We start from the raw sequence: 22,586 nt of genomic DNA, 5'->3' as shown, positions 1-22,586 counted from the left end.
CGATGTCCGAGATCGACTGGGATGCGCTGCGCGCCGAGGCGCGCGCCGCGCTGGTGCATGCCTACGTTCCCTACTCGAACTTCCCGGTCGGGGTCGCGGCGATCGTCGACGACGGGCGCGTCATCACCGGCGCGAACGTCGAGAATGCCTCCTACGGGGTCACGCTCTGCGCCGAATGCTCGCTGGTGTCGGCGCTCTGGATGTCGGGCGGCGGCAAGCTGGTCGCCTTCACCTGCGTCGACGGGCACGGCAACGCGCTGATGCCCTGCGGACGCTGCCGGCAGCTGCTGTTCGAGCACTCCGCCGAGGGCATGCTGCTCGACACCGTCTCGGGCATCCGGACCATCGATGAGGTGCTGCCCGACGCCTTCGGGCCCCGAACCCTGCAGGAGTATCGAGAATCATGAGCGTCGAGCCTTTTGACGTCGTCGACCTGATCCGCACCAAGCGCGACGGCGGCGAGCTGTCGACGCCGCAGATCGACTGGCTCGTCAACGCCTACACGCGTGGCTACGTCGCCGACGAGCAGATGTCGGCCATGACGATGGCGATCTTCCTCAACGGGATGGGCCGCGATGAGATCCGCGACCTCACCCTGGCGATGATCGCGAGCGGCGAGCGGCTCGACTTCTCGGGCCTGAGCAAGCGCACCACCGACAAGCATTCGACCGGGGGAGTGGGCGACAAGATCACCCTGCCGCTCGCGCCGCTCGTGGCCTCCTTCGGCGTCGCCGTGCCGCAGCTCTCCGGGCGCGGGCTCGGCCACACCGGCGGCACGCTCGACAAGCTCGAGTCGATCCCCGGCTGGCGGGCCGCGCTCTCCAACGAGGAGTTCATGGCGCAGCTCGAAGAGGTCGGCGCCGTCATCTGCGCCGCCGGATCCGGGCTCGCCCCGGCCGACGGCAAGCTGTATGCGCTGCGCGACATCACCGGCACCGTCGAGTCGATTCCGCTCATCGCCTCCTCGATCATGAGCAAGAAGATCGCCGAAGGCACCGCCGCTCTGGTGCTCGACGTGAAGTTCGGCTCCGGCGCCTTCCTGCAGGATCCGGCGCGCAGTCGCGAGCTCGCCGAGACGATGGTGCGCCTCGGCACCGACGCGGGCGTGGCGACCCGGGCGCTGCTGACCAACATGAACGTGCCGCTCGGCCTTGCGATCGGCAACGCCAACGAGGTGCGCGAGTCGGTCGAGGTGCTCGCCGGCGGCGGTCCCGCCGACGTGCGCGAGCTGACGCTCGCCCTCGCCCGCGAGATGCTCGACCTGGCGGGCGTCCCCGACGCCGACGTCGAGGGGCAGCTCGCCTCCGGCAAGGCGATGGACACCTGGCGCTCCATGATCCAGGCCCAGGGCGGCGACCCCGACGCGGCGCTGCCGAGCCCGCGCGAGACCCACATGGTGCGGGCCGAGCGCGACGGCGTGCTCGTCGAGCAGCAGGCGCTCCCGTTCGGGATCGCGGCCTGGCGGCTCGGGGCGGGTCGGGCGCGCCAGCAGGACCCGGTCATCCATTCGGCGGGCATCGACCTGCATAAGAAGCCGGGCGACGAGGTGCGCGTCGGCGACCCGCTGTTCACCCTCGGCGCCGAGGACGCGGCGCGCTTCGACCGCGCCCTGGAGGCCCTCGACGGCGCCTACCGCATCGGCGACCCCGGCGACGAGATCCTCACCGGCGGCCCCCTCATCGCCGACCGCATCGCCTAGCCCCCGCCGCCCCGCTCGGCGATCGACGGCGGGGTCGGTAGGGTGACGGCATGAGCTGGCGTGGAGTTGCTCTCACGTTGACCGTCGGGGCGCTGCTGACCGGATGCGTCGGGGCACCCGCGCCCACGGAGACCGAACGCGCCGACGATGGCGCGTCCGAGCATCCGATCCAGATCATCGACGGGGCATTCGTCGACACGCGCACCGGGCGGCCCTTCGCCGTGCGCGGAACGAACTACTTCAACATCGTGCCCGCGGCTGGCGGACTGCAGGACCGGTTCTTCTCGCCCGGCATCTTCGACGCCGGCCAGGTGCGCTCCGACTTCGACGGCCTCGCCGCGCGCGGCTACACCACGGTGCGCATCTTCCTGGACACCTGCACGGTCGGCCCGGTCTGCATCGCCGAAGCCGGCGCCGAGGGGCTCAACCCGGAGTTCCTGGACAACATCGCAGAGACGCTGCGGATCGCGCGCGATGCGGGCATCTTCCTCGTGCTGACCTCGAACGACCTCCCCGACGGTGGCCCGTACACGGCGATCGCCGACCGCGGCTCCTCCGCGGAGTTCGCGGGCTACCGCAACACGGTGTTCCTGACCGCCGAGGGTGCGGAAGCGGCATCCCGCTACTGGGCCGACCTGTTGACCGGGCTGCTCGAGCGCTCCGCGCCGTTGGACGCGGTCCTCGCCTGGTCGATCGTCAACGAGCAGTGGGTGTTCTCGGCCCAGCCGCCGCTGTCGCTCGACGAGGGGGAGGTCACCGGCGCCGACGGGCGCGTCTACGACCTCGAGGACGCCGAGCAGAAGCGGGCGCTCGTCATCGCGGGCGTCACGAACTACCTCAACACGGCGTCGGCGACGATCCGCGAGCACGACCCGACCGCGCTCGTCACCTCCGGCTTCTTCGCCCCGAAGTTCCCCAACCCCACCTCGATCGGCGGCGACTGGTACGTCGACACCGCGCCGCTGCTCACCGCGGCCGACCTGGACTTCTTCGACTTCCACGCCTACCCCGCATCCGACATCTCGATCGCGCAGATCGCCGAGAACTTCGGGATGCCGGACGCCCCCGACGTTCCGGTCATCATGGGCGAGGTGGGCGCGTTCGTCGCCGACTACGACTCGGCCGCGGAGGCCGCCCTCGCCCTGCAGGAGTGGACCGCCGACTCGTGCGCGGCGGGCTTCGACGGCTGGCTGCAGTGGGGCTACCTGCGCGCGCCGATCGCGATCGGCGATGCCGCCTGGGGGCTGCGCGACGACTCCGACCACCTGCTAGACGCGCTCGCGCCGGCGGCATGGCCTGACCCGTGCACGCCGGTGCTGGTCGACCCGGATCTCGCGCGCACGGGGGCCGCAACCGCGTCACGGGACCTGCCCGATGAGCCGGCGGCGGCCGCGATCGAACGGGGAGCCGAACACCCAGTGGGGGTCGGGGGCGGATGCGCCGCAGTGGATCGAGGTGACGCTCGCCGAGCCGGCGACGGTCGGCCTCGTCCGGCTGCGGGTGGCCCAATATCCGGAGGGGCGGACGGTGCACGTCGTGGAGGTGCGCGGGGCCGACGGCGCCTGGCGCGAGGTCGGGGTGCTGGATGGCGAGACCCGCGACGGCGACGTGCTCGAACTCGAGTTCGCTCCCGTCCCGGATGCGACGGGGGTGCGCGTCACGACCCGCACGAGCCCGTCCTGGGTCTCCTGGCGCTCCGTCGAGATCCTCGCCGACTGACCCGCCCCGCCCCGCCTGGCCCCGCGCGGCGGGTCAGCCGATGCGGCGGAGGGCGGAGACCACGAGGGACCAGAAGCGCTCCTGGTCGAGGCCGAGCGAGACCTGCGTGCGGCAGTCAGCGGGCGCCGGCATCCGCAGGTCGGCGACCGTCATGCCGAGCGTGAGCGTTCCCGACAGCTCGACGTCGAGCGGCGCCTTCACGACGTGCAGCACGCTCGGGTCGATCACATACGCGACCGCGACCGGGTCGTGCACCGGCGGATACGTGAAGCCCTGCTCGCGACGGTAGGTGTCGGCGAAGAAGTCCAGCAGCTCGAGGGTGAACCGGCCCGGCACGGTGTCGAGCTCGGTGATCGCGTCGCGGACGGCATCCGTCGCGAGCGCCTGGTGCGTCACATCGAGGCCGACCATGGTGAGCGGCCAGTCCTCGTTGAAGACGATGTGCGCGGCCTCGGGATCGATGACGATGTTGAACTCGCTCGTCGCGTTCCAGTTGCCGACGTGCACGCCGCCGCCCATCAGCACGACCTCGCGCACGCGCGGCACGATGCGCGGCTCGAGCCGGGCCGCGAGGGCGATGTTGGTCAGCGCCCCCGTCGGGACCAGCGTGATCTCACCGGGCTCGTGCGCCATCACCAGGTCGATGATCAGCTGCGCCGCCGAGCGCGGGTCCAGCTCGATCTCGGGTTCGGGCAGCTCCGGCCCGTCGAGCCCCGAGTCGCCGTGGATGGTCGGCGCGAACTCGGTGCGCCGCACGAGCGGGCGCGCGGCCCCGGCAGCAAACGGGATGCCGGTGATCCCCGCGATGCGCGCCACCGACAGCGCGTTGCGGGTCACGTTCGCGAGCGACGCGTTGCCGGCGACCGTGGTCACGGCCACCAGCTCGACCTCGGGGCTGCCGTGCGCCAGCAGCATCGCGATCGCGTCGTCGTGACCGGGATCGCAGTCGAGGATGATCTTTCGTGCCGTCATGGTTTGAGCGTAATCCTCTTCGGATCCGGGGGAATTTCCAGGCGACTCCCAACTACGCTGGTAGGCATGAGCGATGTCGCGGAACCGTCTGTCCTGAAGGCCCTTCCGAAGGTGTCATTGCACGATCACCTCGATGGCGGCCTGCGCCCGGCGACGATCCTGGAGCTCGCCGATGCGCACGGCATCGAGCTGCCGGGCGGCGCGCCCGTGGACGACGCGGAGGCGCTCGGCGCCTGGTTCGCCGAGAAGAGCGACTCGGGTTCGCTCGTCGAGTACCTGAAGACCTTCGACGTCACCACCTCGGTGATGCAGACCGCCGACGGCCTGGAGCGGGTCGCGCGCGAGTTCGTCGCCGACCTCGCCGATGACGGCGTCGTGTGGGGCGAGATCCGCTGGGCGCCGGAGCAGCACGTGAGCGCGGGTCTCAGCCTCGACGCGGCCGTCGAGGCCGTGCAGGCGGGGCTGGATGCCGGTGTCGCCGCGGCACGCGCCGCCGGATCGCACATCCGCGTCGGCCAGCTCGTGAGCGCGATGCGCCACCTGGATCGGGGCCTCGAGATCGCCGAACTGGCGCTGCGCCACCGCGATCGCGGCGTGGTCGGCTTCGACATCGCCGGCCCCGAGGCGGGCTTCCCGCCGTCGCGCATGAGCGACGCCTTCGACCTGCTGGCCCGCGAGATGTTCCCCGCCACCATTCACGCCGGCGAGGCGGACGGCCCGGACAGCATCCGGAGTGCCCTCGTCGACGGCCACGCGCTGCGGCTGGGCCACGGCGTCCGCGTCGCCGACGACATCACGGTGGAGTCGCGCGACGACGACAACGACTACGTCTCGCTCGGCCGCGTCGCCCAGTGGGTGCGCGACCGCAGCATCGCGCTGGAGACCAGCCCGAGCTCGAACCTGCAGACCGGTGCGATCGCAGACCTGGGGCACCGAGATGTCGGCGCACCCGTTCGACACGCTCTACCAGCTCGGCTTCCGGGTGACCGTCAACACCGACAACCGCCTGATGAGCGCCACCACGCTCACCCGCGAGCTCGGACTGCTCGTCGACGCCTTCGGCTACGACCTGCAGGATCTGCTCGCCTTCCAGCTCAACGCCGCCGAGGCCGCGTTCCTGCCGCTCGACGAGCGCCAGGAGCTCATCGAGCTGATCGAGGGGGGCTTCGAGGCCGCGTGATGTCGCTCCCTCCGCTTCCGGATGCGGCGGTCGCGCTCGGCGCGGCTGCCGCCGATTGGCGTGCCGCGGTCGCGGTCGTCGGCGCGGGTCTCGTGGCGACGGGGGCGGCGAAGCCGGAGTACACGGAGTCGATGGTGCGCATGATCGAGGAGCACGGGCCCTACGTCGTGATCGCGCCGGGCCTGGCGCTCGCGCACGCGCGTCCCGGCCCCGAGGTGCTCGCCGACGGCTTCGCGGTGGCGACGCTGGCCGAGCCGGTCGCGTTCGGCCACCCGCACAACGACCCGGTTCGGGTGGTGCTCGGCCTCGCCGTGACGGCGAACGATCGGCACATCGGATTCGTCGCCCAGTTGGCCAACACCTTCAACGACACGGATGCCGTCGAGCGCATCGCCGAGGCGACGACCGCCGACGAGGTGCGGTCGATTCTGAGTGTGCCGCCGGTCGACGCCGGTCGCGCCGCCGGGCGGGAGGCAGCCATGAAGATCGTCGCCATCTGCGGTGCGGGCGTGGGCACGAGCGGCATCCTCAAGGTGAACGCCGAGCGCGTGCTGGGTCGTCTCGGCATCGAGGCGACCGTGGTCGCCACCGACCTGAACTCGCTGCACGCCGAAGCGGACGACGCGCAGGTGATTCTCACCAGCCCGGAGTTCGTGACCGCGATCGGCAAGACGTACGCCGACGTGGTCGTCGTCGAGAACTACTTCGACACCGCCGAGCTCACCGCGAAGCTCGAGAAGGCGCTCGGCTGACGCGACCGAAGTCGGGGCGCGGCGCTGCGATTGATCAGGGCATCACAGCGCCGCGCGCATCCGGTTACCAGCCAGACGCGTCCCAAGTCCAGAAGACTTGGGAATGCTCTAAGGTAACCCGGATTTCCGGCGATGTTCGCCAAATCAACACCCCCACATGGCGGGGGTCGGTTTCGGCGTCATAGCGGCCGCGGTCGAGTGTCTCTCAACTGGGCGGCGCTCGCCCTTTCCGGCAGAATGGCTCGACATGCCTCACACCCCTCCGGCATCGCGCTCGTCTCGTGCGAACGCGGTTCGACTCCTGCTCGCACTGGTGCGGCCGATTCTGCGCGCCCACCTGGCGCAGTACCGGCGTGACGTGCTGACCGCCCCGTTCCCCCGCGACGAGCCGGCGACCGCCATCGAGGGAGCGTCCCCGCGCCGTCTGCTCTTCATGGGGGATGTCGGCGCCGGCGGCTACGGCGTGCTGCGGCACGGCATGGCGGTCCCGGCACGTGCCGCCTCGGCGATCGCGGGAGAGACCTCCGCCGGTGTCCGGTGGCAGACGATCGCCTCGCCCGACCTGACGGCGGCGGGAGCCGCCAGCGCGGCGGCGGCGCTCGAGCTCTCCGAACTCGACGCGGCGATCCTCATGCTCGGCGTTCCCGACGTGCTGCTGGCGACCTCGGGGGAGAACTGGAACGCGGACCTGACGCGTGCGATCGCCGCGATCCGGGAGAACGCGGGGCGCGAGTGCCCGGTCATCCTCGCCGGCATCCCCCCGATCAGCGACTTCCGGCCCGTTCCGGAGCCGGCGCGCGCGATCCTCGACAAGCAGGCGCTCGCGCTGGATCGAGCGAGCGTGCGACTCGCGGCGACGATCCCCGGCGTCAGCTTCGTTCCGTTCCCGGACCTGCGCCTCGGGCGGGCGCTCGTCGAGGAGTCCATCTCGTGGCCGGACCTGCATCGCATCTGGGCCGACGTGCTCGCGCGCGCGACCGTGGCCGCACTCGGACGGCTGGATCGCTCGCCGCGTTAGCTCTCGGCGGTCAACGGAGCAGTTCGCGCATCCCCGCGTCGAGGCGGTCCAGTGTCGCCTGCGCCGCCGCCAGACGCTCCGCGCCGTCGCCCTCGTGCGAGACGGCATCCAGGTAGCACTTGAGCTTCGGCTCGGTTCCGCTCGGACGCACGATCACCCGACCGCCCCCGGCGAGCCGGAAGCGCAGGATGTCGCTGCGCGGATAGTCGCCCACGCCGGCAAGGAAATCCTCGACGACGGTGACCTCGATGCCGCCGATCTCGCGCGGCGGGTTCTCCCGGAGCGCCGCACTGAGCCGCGAGATCTCGCTGAGATCGGTCACACGGATCGAGATCTGGCCGGAGGCGTAGCCGCCGAACTCGGCGGCGAACTGCTCCAGCCGGTCCGCCAGCGTCTCGCCGCGGCCGCGCAGCTCCGCCGCGAGAGACAGCACCGCGAGCGCGGCCGAGATGCCGTCCTTGTCGCGGACGGTGTCCGGGTTGACGAGATAGCCGAGCGCCTCCTCGTAGCCGAAGACGATGTCGGGGGCACGGGAGATCCACTTGAAGCCGGTGAGCGTCTCCGCGTGCTCGAGCCCGTAGCGCTCGGCGACGGCCCCGAGCGCGGGGGAGGAGACGAGCGAGTTGGCGAGCGTGCCGCTGTCGGCGGCCCGGGCCGCCTCCCAGCCGAGCAGCCAGCCGACCTCGTTGCCGCTGAGACGCTGCCAGCCGTTCGAGGTGGGGATGCCGACGGCGACGCGGTCCGCATCCGGATCGTTGGCGATCGCCAGGTCGGCGCCGACCTCGGCGGCCCGCGCGAGCACCAGGTCCATCGCGCCCGGCTCCTCCGGGTTCGGGAAGGCGACGGTGGGGAAGTCGGGATCGGGCTGCGCCTGCTCCGCGACCACCTCGGCGGCGGGGAACCCCGCCGCGGCGAGCGTGCTCTCGAAGGTCTCCAGGCCGACGCCGTGCATCGGGGTGTAGGCGATCGTCAGCGGGGCGATGTGGCGTGCGGCGTGCGCGGTGCGCTCCACGTAGGCGGCGATCACCGACTCGGGGGCCGTCGCATACTCCGACGATCGGGTCAGGTTCGCGATCGAGCCGCTCGCGACCCGATCGATCTCCGCGGCGATCAGCCCGTCCGCGGGCGGAACGATCTGGGAGCCGCCATCGGCCCCGCCGAGGTACACCTTGTAGCCGTTGTCGGCGGCCGGGTTGTGCGACGCCGTCACCATGATGCCGGCGCTGGTGCGCAGCTCGCGCACCGCGAACGCCAGCACCGGCGTCGGGAGCATCCGGGGCAGGACGGTCGCGGCCACCCCGAGGCCCTGCAGGATCTCGGCCGAATCCTCCGCGAACACGCGCGAGTTGTGGCGTCCGTCGTAGCCGATCACGACCGAGGGGTTCGGCTCGCGCGTCTTCAGGAAGAACCCGAGCCCCGCGGCGGCCTGCGCCACGACGACGCGGTTCATGCGCTGCGGGCCCGCCCCCATCGCCCCGCGAAGACCGGCGGTGCCGAACTGCAGACGTCCCGAGAAGCGCTCGGCGAGATCCGCCGCCGCCTGCTCGCTGCCGGTGTCGACGAGGGCGAGGAGCGCATCCAGCTCGGCGCGCGTCGCCTCGTCCGGGTCCTGCGCCATCCACTCACGGGCCCGCGCGATGAGCTCCGCGCGCTCGCTCACAGCTGCTCCACGATGCGCGCCAGCAGCTGCGTGATCACCGGCTCGGCGTCCTTGCCTGCCTGCAGCACCTCGGCGTGGCTGAGCGCCTCGGCGGAGATGCCGGCGGCGAGGTTCGTAATGAGGGACATCCCGAGCACCTCCATGCCCGCCTCGCGTGCCGCGATCGCCTCCAGCGCCGTCGACATGCCGACGATGTGGCCGCCGATCGTCTTCGCCATCTGCACCTCGGCCGGGGTCTCGTAGTGCGGACCGCGGAACTGGCAGTAGACGCCCTCGTCGAGGCTCGCATCCACCTCGTGCGCGATCGCGCGCAGCCGCGTCGAGTACAGGTCGGTGAGGTCGACGAAGGTGGCGCCCTCAAGCGGCGAGTCGGCGGTCAGGTTGATGTGGTCGCTGATCAGCACCGGGGTGCCGGGCGTCCAGTGGTCCTTGATGCCGCCCGCGCCGTTGGTGAGCACCATGACCTTCGCGCCGGCCGCCGCGGCGGTGCGCACCGAGTGGACGACGCGGCGCACGCCGTGACCCTCGTAGTAGTGGGTGCGCGCGCCGATCACCAGGGCGTGCTTTCCGGAAGCCAGGCGGATGCTGCGGAGCGTGCCCGAATGCCCGGCGACGCCCGAGGTGCTGAAGCCGACGATCGCGGTCGCCGGGACCTGCGCGACGGTCTCGCCGAGGAGCTCCGCGGCGGCACCCCACCCGCTGCCGAGGGTGAGCGCGATGTCGTGGCGCTCGACGCCCGTGGCGGCGGCCAGTTGCTCGGCGGCGAGGCGGGCGATCTCGAACGGGTCGGCGGCCGGGTCGTCGAGGGGATTCGTGGTGGGTCGTGCAGACATGACACTCACTTTACGGTGGCTCGGGGCATCCGATCAATGCACAAGAATGGGGGCATGTCGTCCCATTTCGAGCGTACTCAGCGGATCGCGATTCTCGGCGGCGGTCCGGGCGGATTCGAGGCAGCCCTGGCCGGGGCGCAGCTCGGCGGGGAGGTGACGCTGGTGGAGCGCGTCGGGGTCGGCGGATCCGCCGTGCTGACCGACGTCGTGCCCTCCAAGACGCTCATCGCGACCGCCGAGGCGGCCAGCGCGATCGGCGAGGCGGCCGACCTGGGCGTGCAGTTCTTCACCCGGACGGATGCCGGCCGCGCCGTGCGTCCCGAGGTCACCGTCAACCTGGCGGCGGTCAACCAGCGGCTGCTGATGCTCGCGCGCCAGCAGTCGGAGGACATGCGGGCGCAGCTGATCCGGGCGGGCGTCAAGATCGTCGCCGGCGACGGGCGGCTCGACGGCCCGAACCGGATCGTCGTCTCCACCGGCAAGGGCAAGGCGCGCACCGACTTCGACTCGATTGACGCCGACACGATCGTGGTGGCGGTCGGGGCGAGCCCGCGTGAGCTGCCGACCGCGAAGCCCGACGGCGAGCGGATCTTCACCTGGAAGCAGCTGTACTCGCTCGACGTCGTGCCCGAGCACCTGATCGTCGTGGGCTCCGGTGTCACCGGCGCCGAGTTCGCCTCCGCCTACCGGGCCCTGGGTGCGCGCGTCACGCTGATCTCGAGCCGCGACCAGGTGCTGCCCGGTGAGGACGCCGACGCGGCCGCGGTGATCGAGAAGGTCTTCACGCGCAACGGCATGACGGTGCTCTCCAAGTCGCGCGCCGACCACATCGACCGCACCGAGGACGGCGGCGTGCTGGTGACGCTCTCCGACGGCCGCACCGTCGAGGGCTCGCACTGTCTGATGGCGGTCGGCGCGATCCCCAACACGGCGGGGATCGGGCTCGAGGAGGCGGGCGTTCAGCTGACCGAGTCGGGTCACATCCGCGTCAACCGGGTGGCGCGCACCTCGATGCCGTCGGTGTACGCGGCGGGCGACTGCAGCGACTTCCTGCCGCTCGCCTCGGTCGCCTCCATGCAGGGACGCAGCGCGATCTTCCACGCGATGGGGGATGCGGTGTCGCCGACCGAGCTGCGCAACGTCACCTCGAACATCTTCACCCAGCCGGAGGTCGCGACCGTCGGCTGGAGCCAGAAGCAGATCGAGGACGGGATCGCGCAGGGCGAGATCTACAAGCTCGATCTGCCGTCGAACCCGCGCGCGAAGATGATGGGGATCAAGGACGGCTTCGTGAAGCTGTTCGCGCGCACCGGCTCGGGAACGGTGATCGGCGGGGTGATCGTGGGGCCGAAGGCATCCGATCTGATTCTGCCGATCGCGCTGGCCGTCGAGCACCGGCTGACGGTCGACCAGCTGGCGAGCGCGTTCAGCGTCTACCCCTCCCTCTCGGGCAGCATCACCGACGCCGCCCGCGCCATGCACATCGTCGACTGACTCCCGTTTTCAGGAGTTTGTGTGACGGATGAGGTGGGAGTTGTGTCGTTGGTCGACTCTGGCCCCACCGGTCACACCAACTCCTGAAAAAGGAAGGGGCGACGGGTCGTTCACAGCGGGTCAGCTTGCACAGGTTGGCGGACGGCGGGGCACGCGCCGCGACGTGACGCCACCATCAACGGGTGACGTCGGCGACCGAGATCATCACGGGGCTCGGCGGGGTTGCCACTCGTCAGCAGCTGATCCACGGCGGATGTGACGGTTTTGCGATCACCGCGGCCGTCCGTGCCAACCAGATTCGCCGCGTCCGTCGCGCGCACTACGCGACGCACGACGCCCCGTGGGACGCGATCCTCGCCGCGCGAGTCGGCGGCCGCCTGGCGGGGGTGAGCGCCGCCCGCAGCTACCTGCTCTGGTCGGGCTTCGATCGTCGCCTGCACGTCGCGGTTGCACCGAACGCATCGAGGCTTCGGATCCGCGACCCGCGCCTCGCTGCGGCGAGAACGCCGGACATCGCCGATCGGGAGCTCGCACTGCACTGGGTGGATGCGCCGGCGGCTCGCGAGTGCTGGAGGGTGCCGCTGCCGACCTGCCTGGTCCAGGTCGCGCAGTGGGCTGATCATGAGACGGCGATCGCGTGCGTTGAGACAGCCGTGTGGCGCTACGGGCTCGACCCGAGTCGACTGGTCGAATCGCTCGGTGCGACGACGTCGCTCGCGACGGTTCGGTTGGCCAGTATCCGCTCGGGAACGCAGGAAGGGCAGGAGTCGCTCATCTCGCAACGACTCGAGCGACTCGGGCTGGTGGTCGATCGTCAGGTCGCGGTGCCCGGCGTCGGCCGAGTGGACGCGTGGATCCGCGGCACCCGCGTGATCATCGAGACCGATGGCTGGGAGTTCCACTCCCGACGCGAGGCGTTCGAGCGCGACCGGGCGCGCGATCGTGCCCTGGCTGCGCGGGGCTTCGTCGTCATCCGGCTCACCTATGGCCAGATCACCACCGATTGGCCGACCTGCGCGCGAGAGATCCTCGCCGCGGTCGACCGTTTTCAGGAGATTTCGTGAGCAGCGTGGCGGTTGAACGCAATCGAGGCGTCACGCGTCACTCCAGTCACACAAACTCCTGAAAACGGGAGGGGTCAGTCGTTGATGGAGAGGAGGACGTGGCCGGCGGAGACGGTGGTGCCGACGGCGGCGTCGATCTTGCCGACCGTGCCGTCGCGGTGCGCCGTCAGCGGCTGCTCCATCTTCATCGCCTCAAGCACGGCCACGAGGTCGCCCTTGACGACGGTGTCGCCCTCGGCGACGGCGATCTTGATGATCGTCGCCTGCATGGGCGCCTTCACGGCGTTGCCGGTCGCGGTCACGAGTCCGCCGCCGCCCGCACGCCGCTTGGGCGCAGGCGCCGCGGAGACGGATCCAGCGGTCGGCAGCAGCTGCGTCGGCAGCGACACCGACACGCGCTTGCCCTCGACCTCGACGACGACGCTGTGGCGCTTCTCGGGCGCGGCCGCGTCGGCGAGGATGCCGCCCCACGGCTCCAGGTCGTTGTCGAACTCGGTCTCGATCCAGCGCGTGTAGACGCCGAAGTGGCCGTCCGGCGCGGTGAAGGCCGGATCGCGCACGATCTTGCGGTGGAACGGCAGCACCGTGGGCAGTCCCGCGACCTCGAACTCGTCGAGGGCGCGGCGGGCGCGCTCGAGCGCGTCCTCACGCGTGTGGCCGGTGACGATCAGCTTGGCGAGCAGCGAGTCGAAGGCGCCCGAGATGACGTCGCCGGTGGTGACGCCGGAGTCGACGCGCACGCCGGGGCCGCCGGGGAAGCGCAGCACGTGCACGGGCCCGGGCATCGGCAGGAAGCCGCGTCCTGGGTCTTCGCCGTTGATGCGGAACTCGATCGAGTGGCCGTGCGTCTCGGGGTCGTCGTAGTCGAGGATGCCGCCCTCGGCGATGCGGAACTGCTCGCGCACCAGGTCGATGCCGGTGACCTCCTCCGAGACGGGGTGCTCGACCTGCAGTCGCGTGTTCACCTCGAGGAAGGAGACGGTGCCGTCCTTGCCGATCAGGAACTCGCAGGTGCCGGCGCCCAGGTAGCCGACCTCTTTGAGGATCGCCTTCGAGGAGGAGTAGAGCAGGTCGCGCTGCTCGTCGGTGAGGAACGGCGCGGGGGCCTCCTCGACGAGCTTCTGGTGGCGGCGCTGCAGCGAGCAGTCGCGCGTCGAGACGACGACGACATTGCCAGCGGAGTCGGCGAGGCACTGGGTTTCGACGTGGCGCGGCTCGTCGAGGTACTTCTCGACGAAGCACTCGCCCCGGCCGAACGCGGCGACCGCTTCGCGGGTCGCCGACTCGAACAGCTCGGGCACCTCCTCGCGGGTGCGGGCGACCTTGAGGCCGCGTCCGCCGCCGCCGAAGGCGGCCTTGATTGCGACCGGCAGGCCGACCTGGTCGACGAACTCGAGCACCTCGGCCGCGTCCGAGACGGGGTTGAGCGTGCCGGGGGCGAGCGGGGCGCCGACCTTCTCGGCGACGTGCCGCGCGCTGACCTTGTCGCCGAGCCGCTCGATCGAGTCGGGCGAGGGGCCGATCCAGATGAGGCCCGCGTCGATGACGGCGCGCGCGAAGTCGGCGTTCTCGGCGAGGAAGCCGTAGCCGGGGTGCACGGCGTTCGCCCCGGAGCGACGGGCGACCGAGAGCAGCTTCTCGATGACGAGGTAGGTCTCGGCCGAGGTGGCGCCGTCGAGCGCGTAGGCCTCGTCGGCCAGCTTGACGTGCCGGGCATCCCGATCCTGGTCGGCGTAGACGGCGACCGTAGCGATACCGGAGTCGCGGGCGGCGCGGATGACGCGCACGGCGATTTCCCCCCGGTTCGCGATGAGGACCTTCGAAATGCGAGCCATAGTTCTTCAGCCTATTGTGCGCGGCGCCCCTCGCCGTTGTCCGGTGGGAACAAAAACGGCGTGATCCGCGCTAGCGATTCCACAAGTCGTGCCAGGAGTACCCGAGTTCGCGCACCAGCGTGCGCAGCAGCGGGATGCTCAGACCGACCACCGCGTGCGGGTCGCCGTCGATGCGCTCGATGTAACCGGCGCCTTTGGAATCGATCGTGAACGCCCCGGCGACGGCGAGCGGCTCGCCGGTGGCGACGTAGGCCTCCAGCTCGTCGTCGTCGATGTCGGAGGCGAACTGGACGCGCGCCACGGCCGAGGCGCCGACGGCGGCGACGGCAGTGCCCTCGCGCATCTCGATGAGCCAGTGGCCGGAGTGCAGGTCCCCGGAGCTGCCGCGCTGCGCTCGCCAGCGCTCGAGCGCCACCTCGGGGTGGTGCGGCTTGCCGTGGATCTGGCCGCCGATCTCGAACGCCGAGTCCCCGCCGAGGACGAGGCCGCTCAGCGGGACGCCAGCCGCATCGACCGTGCGCTCGGCGACCGCTTCGGCCTTGAGGCGCGCGAGCAGCTGCACCATGTCGGGAGCCGCCAGCGGACCGCCGCGCGACGCCTCGGCGGCGCTCACGGCGGCCTCCTCGTCGACCCCCGGCGCGAGGGCGATCGGCTCGATCCCGACGGCGCGCAGCGTGGCGAGTCGGGCGGGGGAGGTGGAGGCGAGGTAGAGCCGGAGGGGCGCGCTCAGGGATCCGGACACCGCGACTCCTATGCTCATGGAATGAGTTCCCCACGATCGACGACGGCCACCCACGACTCGGCACCGCCCCGGGAGGTCGAGCTCGACGTTACCAACATCGCGCACGGCGGCGTCGCGGTGGCCCGCCACGAGGGCCGGGTGGTGTTCGTCGCGGACGCGATCCCCGGCGAGCGCGTGCTGGCGCGCATCACCGACGACTCGAAGGACAAGTTCTGGCGCGCCGACACGGTGCGCGTGCTGGAGGCGAGCCCGCACCGGCAGGCGCACGTCTGGCCGGAGGCCGACATCGATCGCGATCCGGCGATCCGCCCCGGCGGCGCGGAGTTCGGGCACATCACGCTCGCCCACCAGCGCGAGCTGAAGGCCTCGGTGCTGCGCGAGGCGCTGGCCCGCATGGCGAAGCTCTCCCGCGACGTCGAGGTGGAGGCGCTGCCCGGCAACCCGGACGGCACCGGATGGCGCACGCGCGTGCGCCTGCATGTCGCCTCCGACGGCACGGTCGGTCCGTTCGCGTCCCGGTCGCACCGCGTCATCCGGGTGGGCTCGCTGCCGCTGGCCACCGAGGCGGTGCGCGAGGTGGCGCCGCTCGACGAGCGCTACCCGGAGCTCGGCGCCGCGCCCGCGCCGAAGCCGCGCGGTCGGCGACGCGGCCCGGCGAGCGATGAGGCCCACATCAACGTGCTCGCGCCGAGCGTCGGCGGCGCGCGCCTGATCATCGGCAAGCAGGCGCGCAGCGTGATCCGCGAGCGCGTCGGCGACCGCGAGTTCCGCGTCGACGATGCCGGTTTCTGGCAGGTGCACGAGGCGGCCCCGCAGGCGCTCACCGAGGCGGTGCAGTCGGGGATCGTCGAGGACCTGTTCGACCCGAAGGCGGCCAACCTCGACCTGTACGGCGGGGTGGGGCTGCTGGCGGCCGCGGTCGGCGACAAGTTCGGCAGCACACTGCGCATCACGAGCGTCGAATCGGATGAGCGCGCCACCGAGCACGCCGCCGAGAACCTCGCCGACTGGATCGGCGCCCACACCGTGACGGCGCGCGTCGAGCAGTGGGTGCGCTCGCTGGGGGACGCCTCGGCGGCGGAGCGGGCCCGCCTCTCGGCGGCCACGGTCGTGCTCGATCCGCCGCGCAGCGGCGCCGGCCGGGCCGTCCTCGACGCCCTGACCGAGCTGCGTCCGGCGCAGTTCGTCTACGTCGCCTGCGACCCGGTGGCGTTCGCCCGCGACGTCGCGACGCTGCAGGACTCCGGCTACCGCCTGGACCGCCTGCGGGCCTTCGACCTGTTCCCGCACACCCACCACGTGGAGGCGGTAGGCACGCTCGTGCGCGTGTAACCCGGCCGGGGGCCACTGCGCCCGCGGAGCATCGGGGTACGATAGCGCGACGAGCGATGCGTCGTTCAGGAAGGCTGGGAACCGTATGGACGTCTCGAAGACGATCGAGCGCGAAGACGGCGGAGCCTCGACGGCACCGGTTCGGGTGGCCGTCGTCGATGACCACGAGGCCGTGCGCCTCGGGCTGAAGGCCGCGTTCCTGGATGAGGGCCACGACTTCGTGCTGGCCGCCGCCACGGTCGCCGAGCTCGTCGAGGGCCTGGCCGGCCGTGAGGTCAACGTCGTGGTGCTCGACCTGTCGCTCGGCGACGGCTCGGTTGTCACCGAGAACGTCAAGGCGGCGCAGGGTCTGGGCGCGGCAGTGCTGGTGCACAGCATCGCCGACCGCGTCACCCTGGTGCGCGAGGCGCTCGCCGCGGGGGCCGCGGGCGTGATCCCGAAGGCCTCGTCGATGCGCACCGTCATCACCGCGGCGGCGACCGTCGCGCGCGGCGAGGTGCTCAACAACCTGGAGTGGGCGACGGCGATCGAACGCCGACCGCGACTTCGCGAAGGCGCAGCTGGGTCGACGCGAGCGCGAGATCCTGCACCTGTACGCGTCGGGCCTGCCGCTCAAGCTGGCGGCCGAGAAGCTCGGCATCGGCTACTCGACGGCGCGCGAGTACCTGGACCGCATCCGTGTGAAGTACGTGGAGGTCGGGCGTCCCGCCCCCACGAAGGTCGACCTGCTGCGTCGCGCGGTCGAAGACGGCATCCTGCCGGGGCTGGATGCCGACGGCGGCGATGCCCGCTAGTCGGGCTCCGAGCGAGGTACTTGGCGGACCTCCCAGCCGGCAGGTTCGCAATCCGCTGAGTCGGGTGCGCGTGGAGCGCGCGATCGCGCGCTCGGCGGCCGGATTCGGCGTCGCGTTCTTCCTGCAGTCGATCGGCGCGATCGTCGATCAGGCTCCGAACCTGTCGCGCGTGTGGCTGTTCGCGATCGTCTCCGCGCTGGTCGCGAGCCTGCTGATCGCGGGGATCGCCTCGATTCGAGGTCGGGCCCTGGCCTCGTCGAACGCGCTGTTCCCGTTCGTGTACCTGGTGGCGCTGATCAGCTGGCCGTTCGCCGTCATCGATGCGGAGGCGGCGCCGAGTTCGAGCTTCTGGCTGTACTTCCTGCTGACGGTGGCGACCGTCATGGCGACGCTCGCGCTGCCGCTGCTGTGGGCGACGGTGTACCTGTTCGCGGTGCCGGTGCTCTACGGCGTCGTGCGCATGACCCCGGCGGGCGGCGCGGTGTCGCTCGATCTGGCGCTGCTCGACTCGATCTACGCGATTCTGCTCGGCGGCTTCGTGACGATCGTGACGACGATCCTGCGGGATGCGGCGCGCACGGTCGACCGGGCCCAGTCCACCGCGCTCGAGCGCTACGGGCACGCGGTGCGCGAGCACGCGACGGAGGCGGAGCGGATCCAGGTGGACGCGATCGTGCACGACAGCGTGCTGACGACGCTGCTCACCGCGGCGCGCGCCTACACGGCCGAGTCGAAGGCGCTGGCGGCGACGATGGCGGGCAACGCGATCGGGTTCCTGCGCGACGCGGTCGCGGTCGGTCGCGACGCGGAGGCGCTGGTCAGCGGCCCGGCGCTGGCCAGCCGCATCGAGGCGGCCGCGTCGAAGATGTCGGCGTCGATCCGGATCGCCGTCGAGGACGTGCGGGCGAGTTCGGTTCCGCTGACCGCCGCGGAGGCGCTGTTCAGTGCCGCGATGCAGGCGGTCGTCAACAGCCTGCAGCACGCGGGCGAGGACGCGTCACGGTGGATCGGCATCCGCGGTGACGGCTCGGGCGCGGTGGCGGTGGAGGTCGGCGACTCCGGTCCGGGGTTCGTGCTGGATGACGTCCCCACCGAGCGCCTGGGCGTCCGGGTCTCGATCCTGGAGCGCGTGACGAGCGCGGGCGGTTTCGCCGAGATCGTCTCCGCGCCGGGGGAGGGCACCCGCGTGCGCCTGCTCTGGCCGGATCCTCGGGGCGCATCGGACGTCAACGGGGCTCCGGCGCCGGATGAGGCCGAGGAGGTCGCCCCGTGATCGGCGTTCCCCGGTATCTGATCGTCGCGCTGGCGGCGCTGTTCTCCACGTACCACGTCGTGCTGGCGCTCTATTCGCTGACGGGGAGCTTCGCGAGCGATGCGGCCCCGGTGTTCGTGGCGATGGGGCTGTATGCGCTGGCCACCGTGGTGACGCTGGCTCCGGGTCGTTCGGCGGCGCTGCCACTCTGGGCCGCCGCGTTCGCGGTCGCGGTGTCGCTCTCGGTTCCGGTGCTCGTCGCGTCGGTGCTCGATCCGAACCGGCCCGGCGGCAACGGCTACGCGACCTGGTACGTGGCGGCAGTCGGAACGCTGATGGCGATCGTGGCGGTGCGGCGGCGTCCCGGCTTCGCCTGGGTGGGCGTCGGCCTGCTGGTGGTGCAGACGCTGCTGTGGAGCGGCCCCGGCGGCCTGGTGAGCCTCGGCGTCGTCGGCAGCGTGAGCTGGGTGGCGGTCGCGCACATCATCACGAGCACGCTCGCGAAGGCGGCCCGGGACTCGCAGCGGTTCGCGCGCGCCGAGCGCGAGGCGACCGAGTGGCAGGCCGCCCAGGAGGCGCACCTGAACGAGCGGCAGTTCCGGCTCGGCCAGACGAGCCTGATGGCGCTGCCGATGCTGCGGATCATCCAGCGCTCGGGCGGAGAGCTGACGCCGGAGCAGCGCGCCGAGTGCCTGCACCTGGAGGGCGCGATCCGCGACGAGATCCGCGGCCGGCGCCTTCTGAGCGATGCGGTGCGGGAGCAGGTGATGCTCGCCCGACGGCGTGGCACGACGGTGACGCTGCTGGATGAGGGCGGCATCAACGATCTGCCCGAGGTGGAGCTCACGCGCGTGCTCGAGGAGCTCGCGCGGGCCCTGCGCTCGGTCTCGGCCGACAAGGTCGTGATCCGGACGGTCCCCGAAGGCTCGGACATCGCGGTCACGGTCGTGGGGCTGCGGACGAGCGACGACGGCAGCGCGAGCCTGCTGGCGCAGGACTCCCTGGAGGACGACGAGATCGCGCTCTGGCTGGAGATTCCGCGCGTCGCCCCGGAGGCGGTCGAAGCAGCCGAGTAGCGGCGCTGCGTCGGCCCGGCACGGCCGGCCGAACGCGGCGGACCCGGCGCAGGCGGACCCGGCGCCGGCAGACCCGGCGTCGGCGGCATGCCGCCCGAAATGGAGTCGAGGGCCGGACACTCCGTCCGACCCTCGCTCACGTCCGAGTCAGGACGACAACCCGAATGTCGTCCTGACTCGCCCCCATTCCTTCGGCGCCTTACCCTAGAGCGCCGACGGAGTGTGATGTATCAGCATGGATACACCGTGTGATCCCATCCTGGTTTCGGCGCGACGGAATCGGTAGTCGCCATTTCGGCTGACTTTCGGGGTACATTTTCGGCCGCTCCCCTGGTTTTCCGGGCTTCTGTCGCGCGCGAGCGGTCGAACCTGGGGGCAACTCCTCAAAAACCAGGATCGCACGCAACGGAAAACGTGGCGAAACGTCAACCCTGCAACGGATTCCGTTGATTCAGCGCCGGGGGAACTGCTTCCACTCGCCCCGCGTCAGCGGGCGACGCAGGCCGCGCTGCGAGCGCTGCCAGCCGTTCAGGCCCGTCTCGACGGGGCGATCCTCGCCCGCGAGCTGCTCGAGGGCGGCGCTGAGCACGGCGGTGACCGCCGCGACCTGCTCGGGGGAGGGGTTGCCTCCCGTGATGCGGATCTGCGGCGCCGTGCCCTCGTTCTCGCTCACAGCGGGATGTTCCCGTGCTTCTTCGGGGGAAGCTCCGCGCGCTTGGTGCGCAGAGCCCGCAGCGCCTTGACGACCACGATGCGTGTCGCCGCGGGTTCGATGATGCCGTCGAGCTCGCCGCGCTCGGCGGCGAGGTACGGAGAGGCCACGTTGTAGGTGTACTCGTTGGCGAGGCGGGTGCGCACCGCGTTGACGTCCTCGCCGGCCTCCTCGGCCTTCTTGAGGTCGCCGCGGTAGAGGATGTTGACCGCGCCCTGGCCGCCCATCACGGCGATCTCGGCCGTCGGCCAGGCGTAGTTCAGGTCGGCGCCCATCTGCTTGGAGCCCATGACGATGTAGGCGCCGCCGTAGGCCTTGCGGGTGATGACCGTGACCAGCGGCACGGTCGCCTCCGCGTAGGCATAGAGCAGCTTGGCGCCGCGGCGGATGACGCCCGTCCACTCCTGGTCGGTGCCGGGCAGGTAGCCGGGCACATCCACGAGCGTGAGGATCGGGATCGAGAACGCGTCGCAGAACCGGACGAATCGCGCGGCCTTCTCGCCGGCGTCGATGTTGAGCGTGCCGGCCATCTGCTGCGGCTGGTTCGCGATGATGCCGATCGAGCGGCCCTCGACGCGCGCGAAGCCGATCACGATGTTCGGGGCGAACAGCGCCTGGATCTCGAGGAAGTCCTCGTTGTCGACGATGTGCTCGATGATCTCGCGCACGTCGTACGGCTGGTTCGGCGAGTCGGGGATGATCGTGTTCAGTCGACGGTCGGCGTCGGTGATCTCGAGCTCGACCTCGCTCTCGTAGACCGGAAGCTCCGCGAGGTTGTTGTCGGGAAGGAACGAGACGAGGGCGCGCGCGAAGTCGAGCGCATCCGTCTCGTCGTCGGCGAGGTAGTGCGAGACGCCGGTGCGCTGGCTGTGCGTGTAGGCGCCGCCGAGCTCGTCCATGCCGACGTCCTCGCCGGTGACCGTCTTGATGACGTCGGGGCCGGTGACGAACATCTGGCTGGTCTTGTCGACCATGATCACGAAGTCGGTGAGCGCGGGGCCGTAGACCGCGCCACCGGCGGCCGGGCCCATGATGATCGAGATCTGCGGGATGACGCCCGAGCTGGCCGTGTTGAGGCGGAAGATTTCGCCGTACTTGCCGAGCGCGACCACGCCCTCCTGGATGCGCGCGCCGCCGGAGTCGAGCATGCCGATGATCGGCACGCCGGTGCGCAGCGCGAGCTCCATCACCTTGATGATCTTCTCGCCGGCCACCTCGCCGAGCGAGCCGCCGAAGATGGTGAAGTCCTGCGCGTACACGGCGACCTGGCGGCCGTGGATGGTGCCCGTGCCGGTGACGACCGCGTCGCCGTAGGGGCGCTTGTTCTCCATGCCGAAGGCGTGGGTGCGGTGGCGCACGAACTCGTCGAGCTCCACGAACGATCCCTGGTCGAGCAGTTCGGTGATCCGCTCGCGCGCCGTCTTCTTGCCCTTGGCGTGCTGTTTGGCGATGGCGGCTTCGCCGCTCGCGGTCACCGCCTCGTGGTATCGGGCCTTGAGATCGGCGAGCTTGCCTGCAGTCGTGTACAGGTCGGGGGTCTGATCGTCGGCGCTCACGCCGTTCAGCCTAGCGAGCGCCGCCGGGGGCGTCGCCTTGAGGGAATCCCCCAAGTGTCGGCCGATTCCTGGTGACCTTTCCACGGATGCCCCGCCCGAGCATGCGCGCGAGCCCCCAGCCGGTGACCCGCCACACCGCCTCGAGCACGATTCGGGCGTTCATCTTGGAGGCGCCGTGCACGCGATCGTGGAACGTGATCGGCACCTCGGCGAGCCCGAAACCGGCCGCATCGACGCGGCGGGCGAGGTCGATCTGGAAGCAGTAGCCGTGCGACTGCACGACGTCGTCCACGGCGGCGTGCAGCGCGGCGGCGCGGTAGGCGCGGAAGCCGGCGGTCGAGTCGCGGACCGTGAGCCCGAGGAGAACACGCGCGTAGGTGTTCCCGGCACGGCTGAGGACGCTGCGGTAGCGCGGCCAGTCGGCGATGCCGCCGCCGGGGATCCAGCGCGAGCCGATCACCAGGCCGAGCGTCTCGTCGGCGAGCAGGCGGTCGCGCAGCGCCGGGAGCGCGCTGGCCGGGTGCGAGCCGTCGGCATCCATCTCGATGATCACGTCGGCGGCGAGCGCCGGATCGCGGAACACGGCGGCGAACCCGGCGAGGTAGGCGGCCCCGAGACCCTCGCGGCCGCTGCGATGCAGCACGTGGATGCGGGTGTCGGCGGCGGCGAGCTCGTCGGCGAGTCGTCCGGTGCCGTCGGGGCTGGCGTCGTCGACGACGAGCAGCTGCGCCTGGGGGAGCGCGTCGAGCGCCGCGCCCGCTACCGCGGCGAGGTTCTCGGCCTCGTTGAAGGTGGGCATGACGATGACGACGCGCGCGGGCGCGTCGGAGGCAGGCGAAGCCGTCATGGTTCGTCAACTTTACGCGGGGGCGCGCGGCTCCTCGTGCGCGCGGGAT

At 71.3% G+C, this 22,586-nt stretch carries 17 protein-coding genes and 2 pseudogenes; 11 read left to right on the top strand and 8 right to left on the bottom strand.

The annotated features are described in order from the left end of the window. Positions 1-2: 2 nt before the first annotated feature. Entirely contained in the window at positions 3-407 is a 405-nt protein-coding gene (locus AC0L6Y_RS09560) for a cytidine deaminase (protein WP_473551474.1), read from the top strand. Further along, complete coding sequence (locus AC0L6Y_RS09555) at positions 404-1,699, top strand: thymidine phosphorylase (protein ID WP_473551472.1); 1,296 nt, start codon at positions 404-406, stop codon at positions 1,697-1,699. Before AC0L6Y_RS09560 ends, AC0L6Y_RS09555 begins: the two co-directional genes overlap by 4 nt. 1,752 nt (positions 1,700-3,451) lie before the next feature. On the opposite strand, the gene uriH is transcribed toward AC0L6Y_RS09555, so the two are convergent. Next, positions 3,452-4,390: a uridine-preferring nucleoside hydrolase UriH gene (gene uriH, locus AC0L6Y_RS09550; protein ID WP_473551469.1), complete on the bottom strand. Its 939-nt coding sequence runs from the start codon at positions 4,388-4,390 to the stop codon at positions 3,452-3,454. A 66-nt stretch (positions 4,391-4,456) separates the two neighbouring features. Between uriH and AC0L6Y_RS09545 the strand changes: the two are divergent. The 3 genes and pseudogenes from AC0L6Y_RS09545 (at position 4,457) to AC0L6Y_RS09535 (ending at position 7,340) form a co-directional block, all read left to right on the top strand. Further along, positions 4,457-5,570 (top strand): annotated as a pseudogene (locus AC0L6Y_RS09545) (adenosine deaminase). After that, on the top strand, positions 5,570-6,322 hold the full coding sequence (locus AC0L6Y_RS09540) for a PTS sugar transporter subunit IIA (RefSeq protein ID WP_473551466.1): 753 nt from the start codon (positions 5,570-5,572) through the stop codon (positions 6,320-6,322). The pseudogene AC0L6Y_RS09545 and the gene AC0L6Y_RS09540 overlap by 1 nt, the downstream one beginning before the upstream one ends. Before the next feature lie 247 nt (positions 6,323-6,569). Then, on the top strand, positions 6,570-7,340 hold the full coding sequence (locus AC0L6Y_RS09535) for a GDSL-type esterase/lipase family protein (protein WP_473551463.1): 771 nt from the start codon (positions 6,570-6,572) through the stop codon (positions 7,338-7,340). A 10-nt stretch (positions 7,341-7,350) separates the two neighbouring features. Here the strand turns inward: AC0L6Y_RS09535 and AC0L6Y_RS09530 are convergent, their stop codons facing one another. Together AC0L6Y_RS09530 and AC0L6Y_RS09525 are read right to left on the bottom strand one after the other, a co-directional pair. Next, on the bottom strand, positions 7,351-8,958 hold the full coding sequence (locus tag AC0L6Y_RS09530) for a phospho-sugar mutase (protein WP_473558421.1): 1,608 nt from the start codon (positions 8,956-8,958) through the stop codon (positions 7,351-7,353). 38 nt (positions 8,959-8,996) lie between these two features. Further along, complete coding sequence (locus tag AC0L6Y_RS09525; RefSeq protein ID WP_473551461.1) at positions 8,997-9,833, bottom strand: purine-nucleoside phosphorylase; 837 nt, start codon at positions 9,831-9,833, stop codon at positions 8,997-8,999. A 54-nt stretch (positions 9,834-9,887) separates the two neighbouring features. On the opposite strand from AC0L6Y_RS09525, the gene AC0L6Y_RS09520 reads away from it, so the two are divergent. Next, complete coding sequence (locus AC0L6Y_RS09520; protein WP_473551458.1) at positions 9,888-11,327, top strand: NAD(P)H-quinone dehydrogenase; 1,440 nt, start codon at positions 9,888-9,890, stop codon at positions 11,325-11,327. Positions 11,328-11,509: 182 nt separating this feature from the next. After that, complete coding sequence (locus AC0L6Y_RS09515; RefSeq protein WP_473551455.1) at positions 11,510-12,391, top strand: DUF559 domain-containing protein; 882 nt, start codon at positions 11,510-11,512, stop codon at positions 12,389-12,391. 74 nt (positions 12,392-12,465) lie between these two features. On the opposite strand, the gene AC0L6Y_RS09510 is transcribed toward AC0L6Y_RS09515, so the two are convergent. Both AC0L6Y_RS09510 and AC0L6Y_RS09505 read right to left on the bottom strand, forming a co-directional pair. Next, positions 12,466-14,226: an acetyl/propionyl/methylcrotonyl-CoA carboxylase subunit alpha gene (locus AC0L6Y_RS09510; RefSeq protein ID WP_473551451.1), complete on the bottom strand. Its 1,761-nt coding sequence runs from the start codon at positions 14,224-14,226 to the stop codon at positions 12,466-12,468. Between the two features lie 70 nt (positions 14,227-14,296). Further along, entirely contained in the window at positions 14,297-14,968 is a 672-nt protein-coding gene (locus AC0L6Y_RS09505; RefSeq protein ID WP_473551448.1) for a Maf family protein, read from the bottom strand. A gap of 21 nt (positions 14,969-14,989) precedes the next feature. On the opposite strand from AC0L6Y_RS09505, the gene AC0L6Y_RS09500 reads away from it, so the two are divergent. From AC0L6Y_RS09500 to AC0L6Y_RS09485, 4 genes and pseudogenes are all read left to right on the top strand, one after another. Beyond that, positions 14,990-16,300: a class I SAM-dependent RNA methyltransferase gene (locus tag AC0L6Y_RS09500; protein ID WP_473551445.1), complete on the top strand. Its 1,311-nt coding sequence runs from the start codon at positions 14,990-14,992 to the stop codon at positions 16,298-16,300. A gap of 85 nt (positions 16,301-16,385) precedes the next feature. Next, positions 16,386-17,094: pseudogene (locus tag AC0L6Y_RS09495) on the top strand (response regulator). Between the two features lie 64 nt (positions 17,095-17,158). After that, complete coding sequence (locus AC0L6Y_RS09490) at positions 17,159-18,367, top strand: sensor histidine kinase (protein ID WP_473551441.1); 1,209 nt, start codon at positions 17,159-17,161, stop codon at positions 18,365-18,367. Beyond that, a complete protein-coding gene (locus AC0L6Y_RS09485; RefSeq protein ID WP_473551437.1) occupies positions 18,364-19,422 on the top strand; it encodes a hypothetical protein in 1,059 nt (352 codons plus the stop codon). Before AC0L6Y_RS09490 ends, AC0L6Y_RS09485 begins: the two co-directional genes overlap by 4 nt. A gap of 451 nt (positions 19,423-19,873) precedes the next feature. On the opposite strand, the gene AC0L6Y_RS09480 is transcribed toward AC0L6Y_RS09485, so the two are convergent. The 3 genes from AC0L6Y_RS09480 to AC0L6Y_RS09470 are packed head-to-tail and all read right to left on the bottom strand — an operon-like array spanning position 19,874 to position 22,537. Beyond that, on the bottom strand, positions 19,874-20,095 hold the full coding sequence (locus AC0L6Y_RS09480; RefSeq protein WP_473551434.1) for an acyl-CoA carboxylase subunit epsilon: 222 nt from the start codon (positions 20,093-20,095) through the stop codon (positions 19,874-19,876). Further along, a complete protein-coding gene (locus tag AC0L6Y_RS09475; RefSeq protein WP_473551431.1) occupies positions 20,092-21,690 on the bottom strand; it encodes an acyl-CoA carboxylase subunit beta in 1,599 nt (532 codons plus the stop codon). Before AC0L6Y_RS09475 ends, AC0L6Y_RS09480 begins: the two co-directional genes overlap by 4 nt. 10 nt (positions 21,691-21,700) lie before the next feature. After that, positions 21,701-22,537, bottom strand: a complete 837-nt coding sequence (locus tag AC0L6Y_RS09470; RefSeq protein ID WP_473551428.1) for a polyprenol monophosphomannose synthase — start codon at positions 22,535-22,537, stop codon at positions 21,701-21,703. Between the last annotated feature and the right edge of the window lie 49 nt (positions 22,538-22,586).

Source organism: Pseudolysinimonas sp. 10J20-29 (assembly GCF_055809595.1).
Note: the sequence above shows the minus strand (reverse complement) of the source record. Positions and strands in the feature narration are given on the sequence as shown.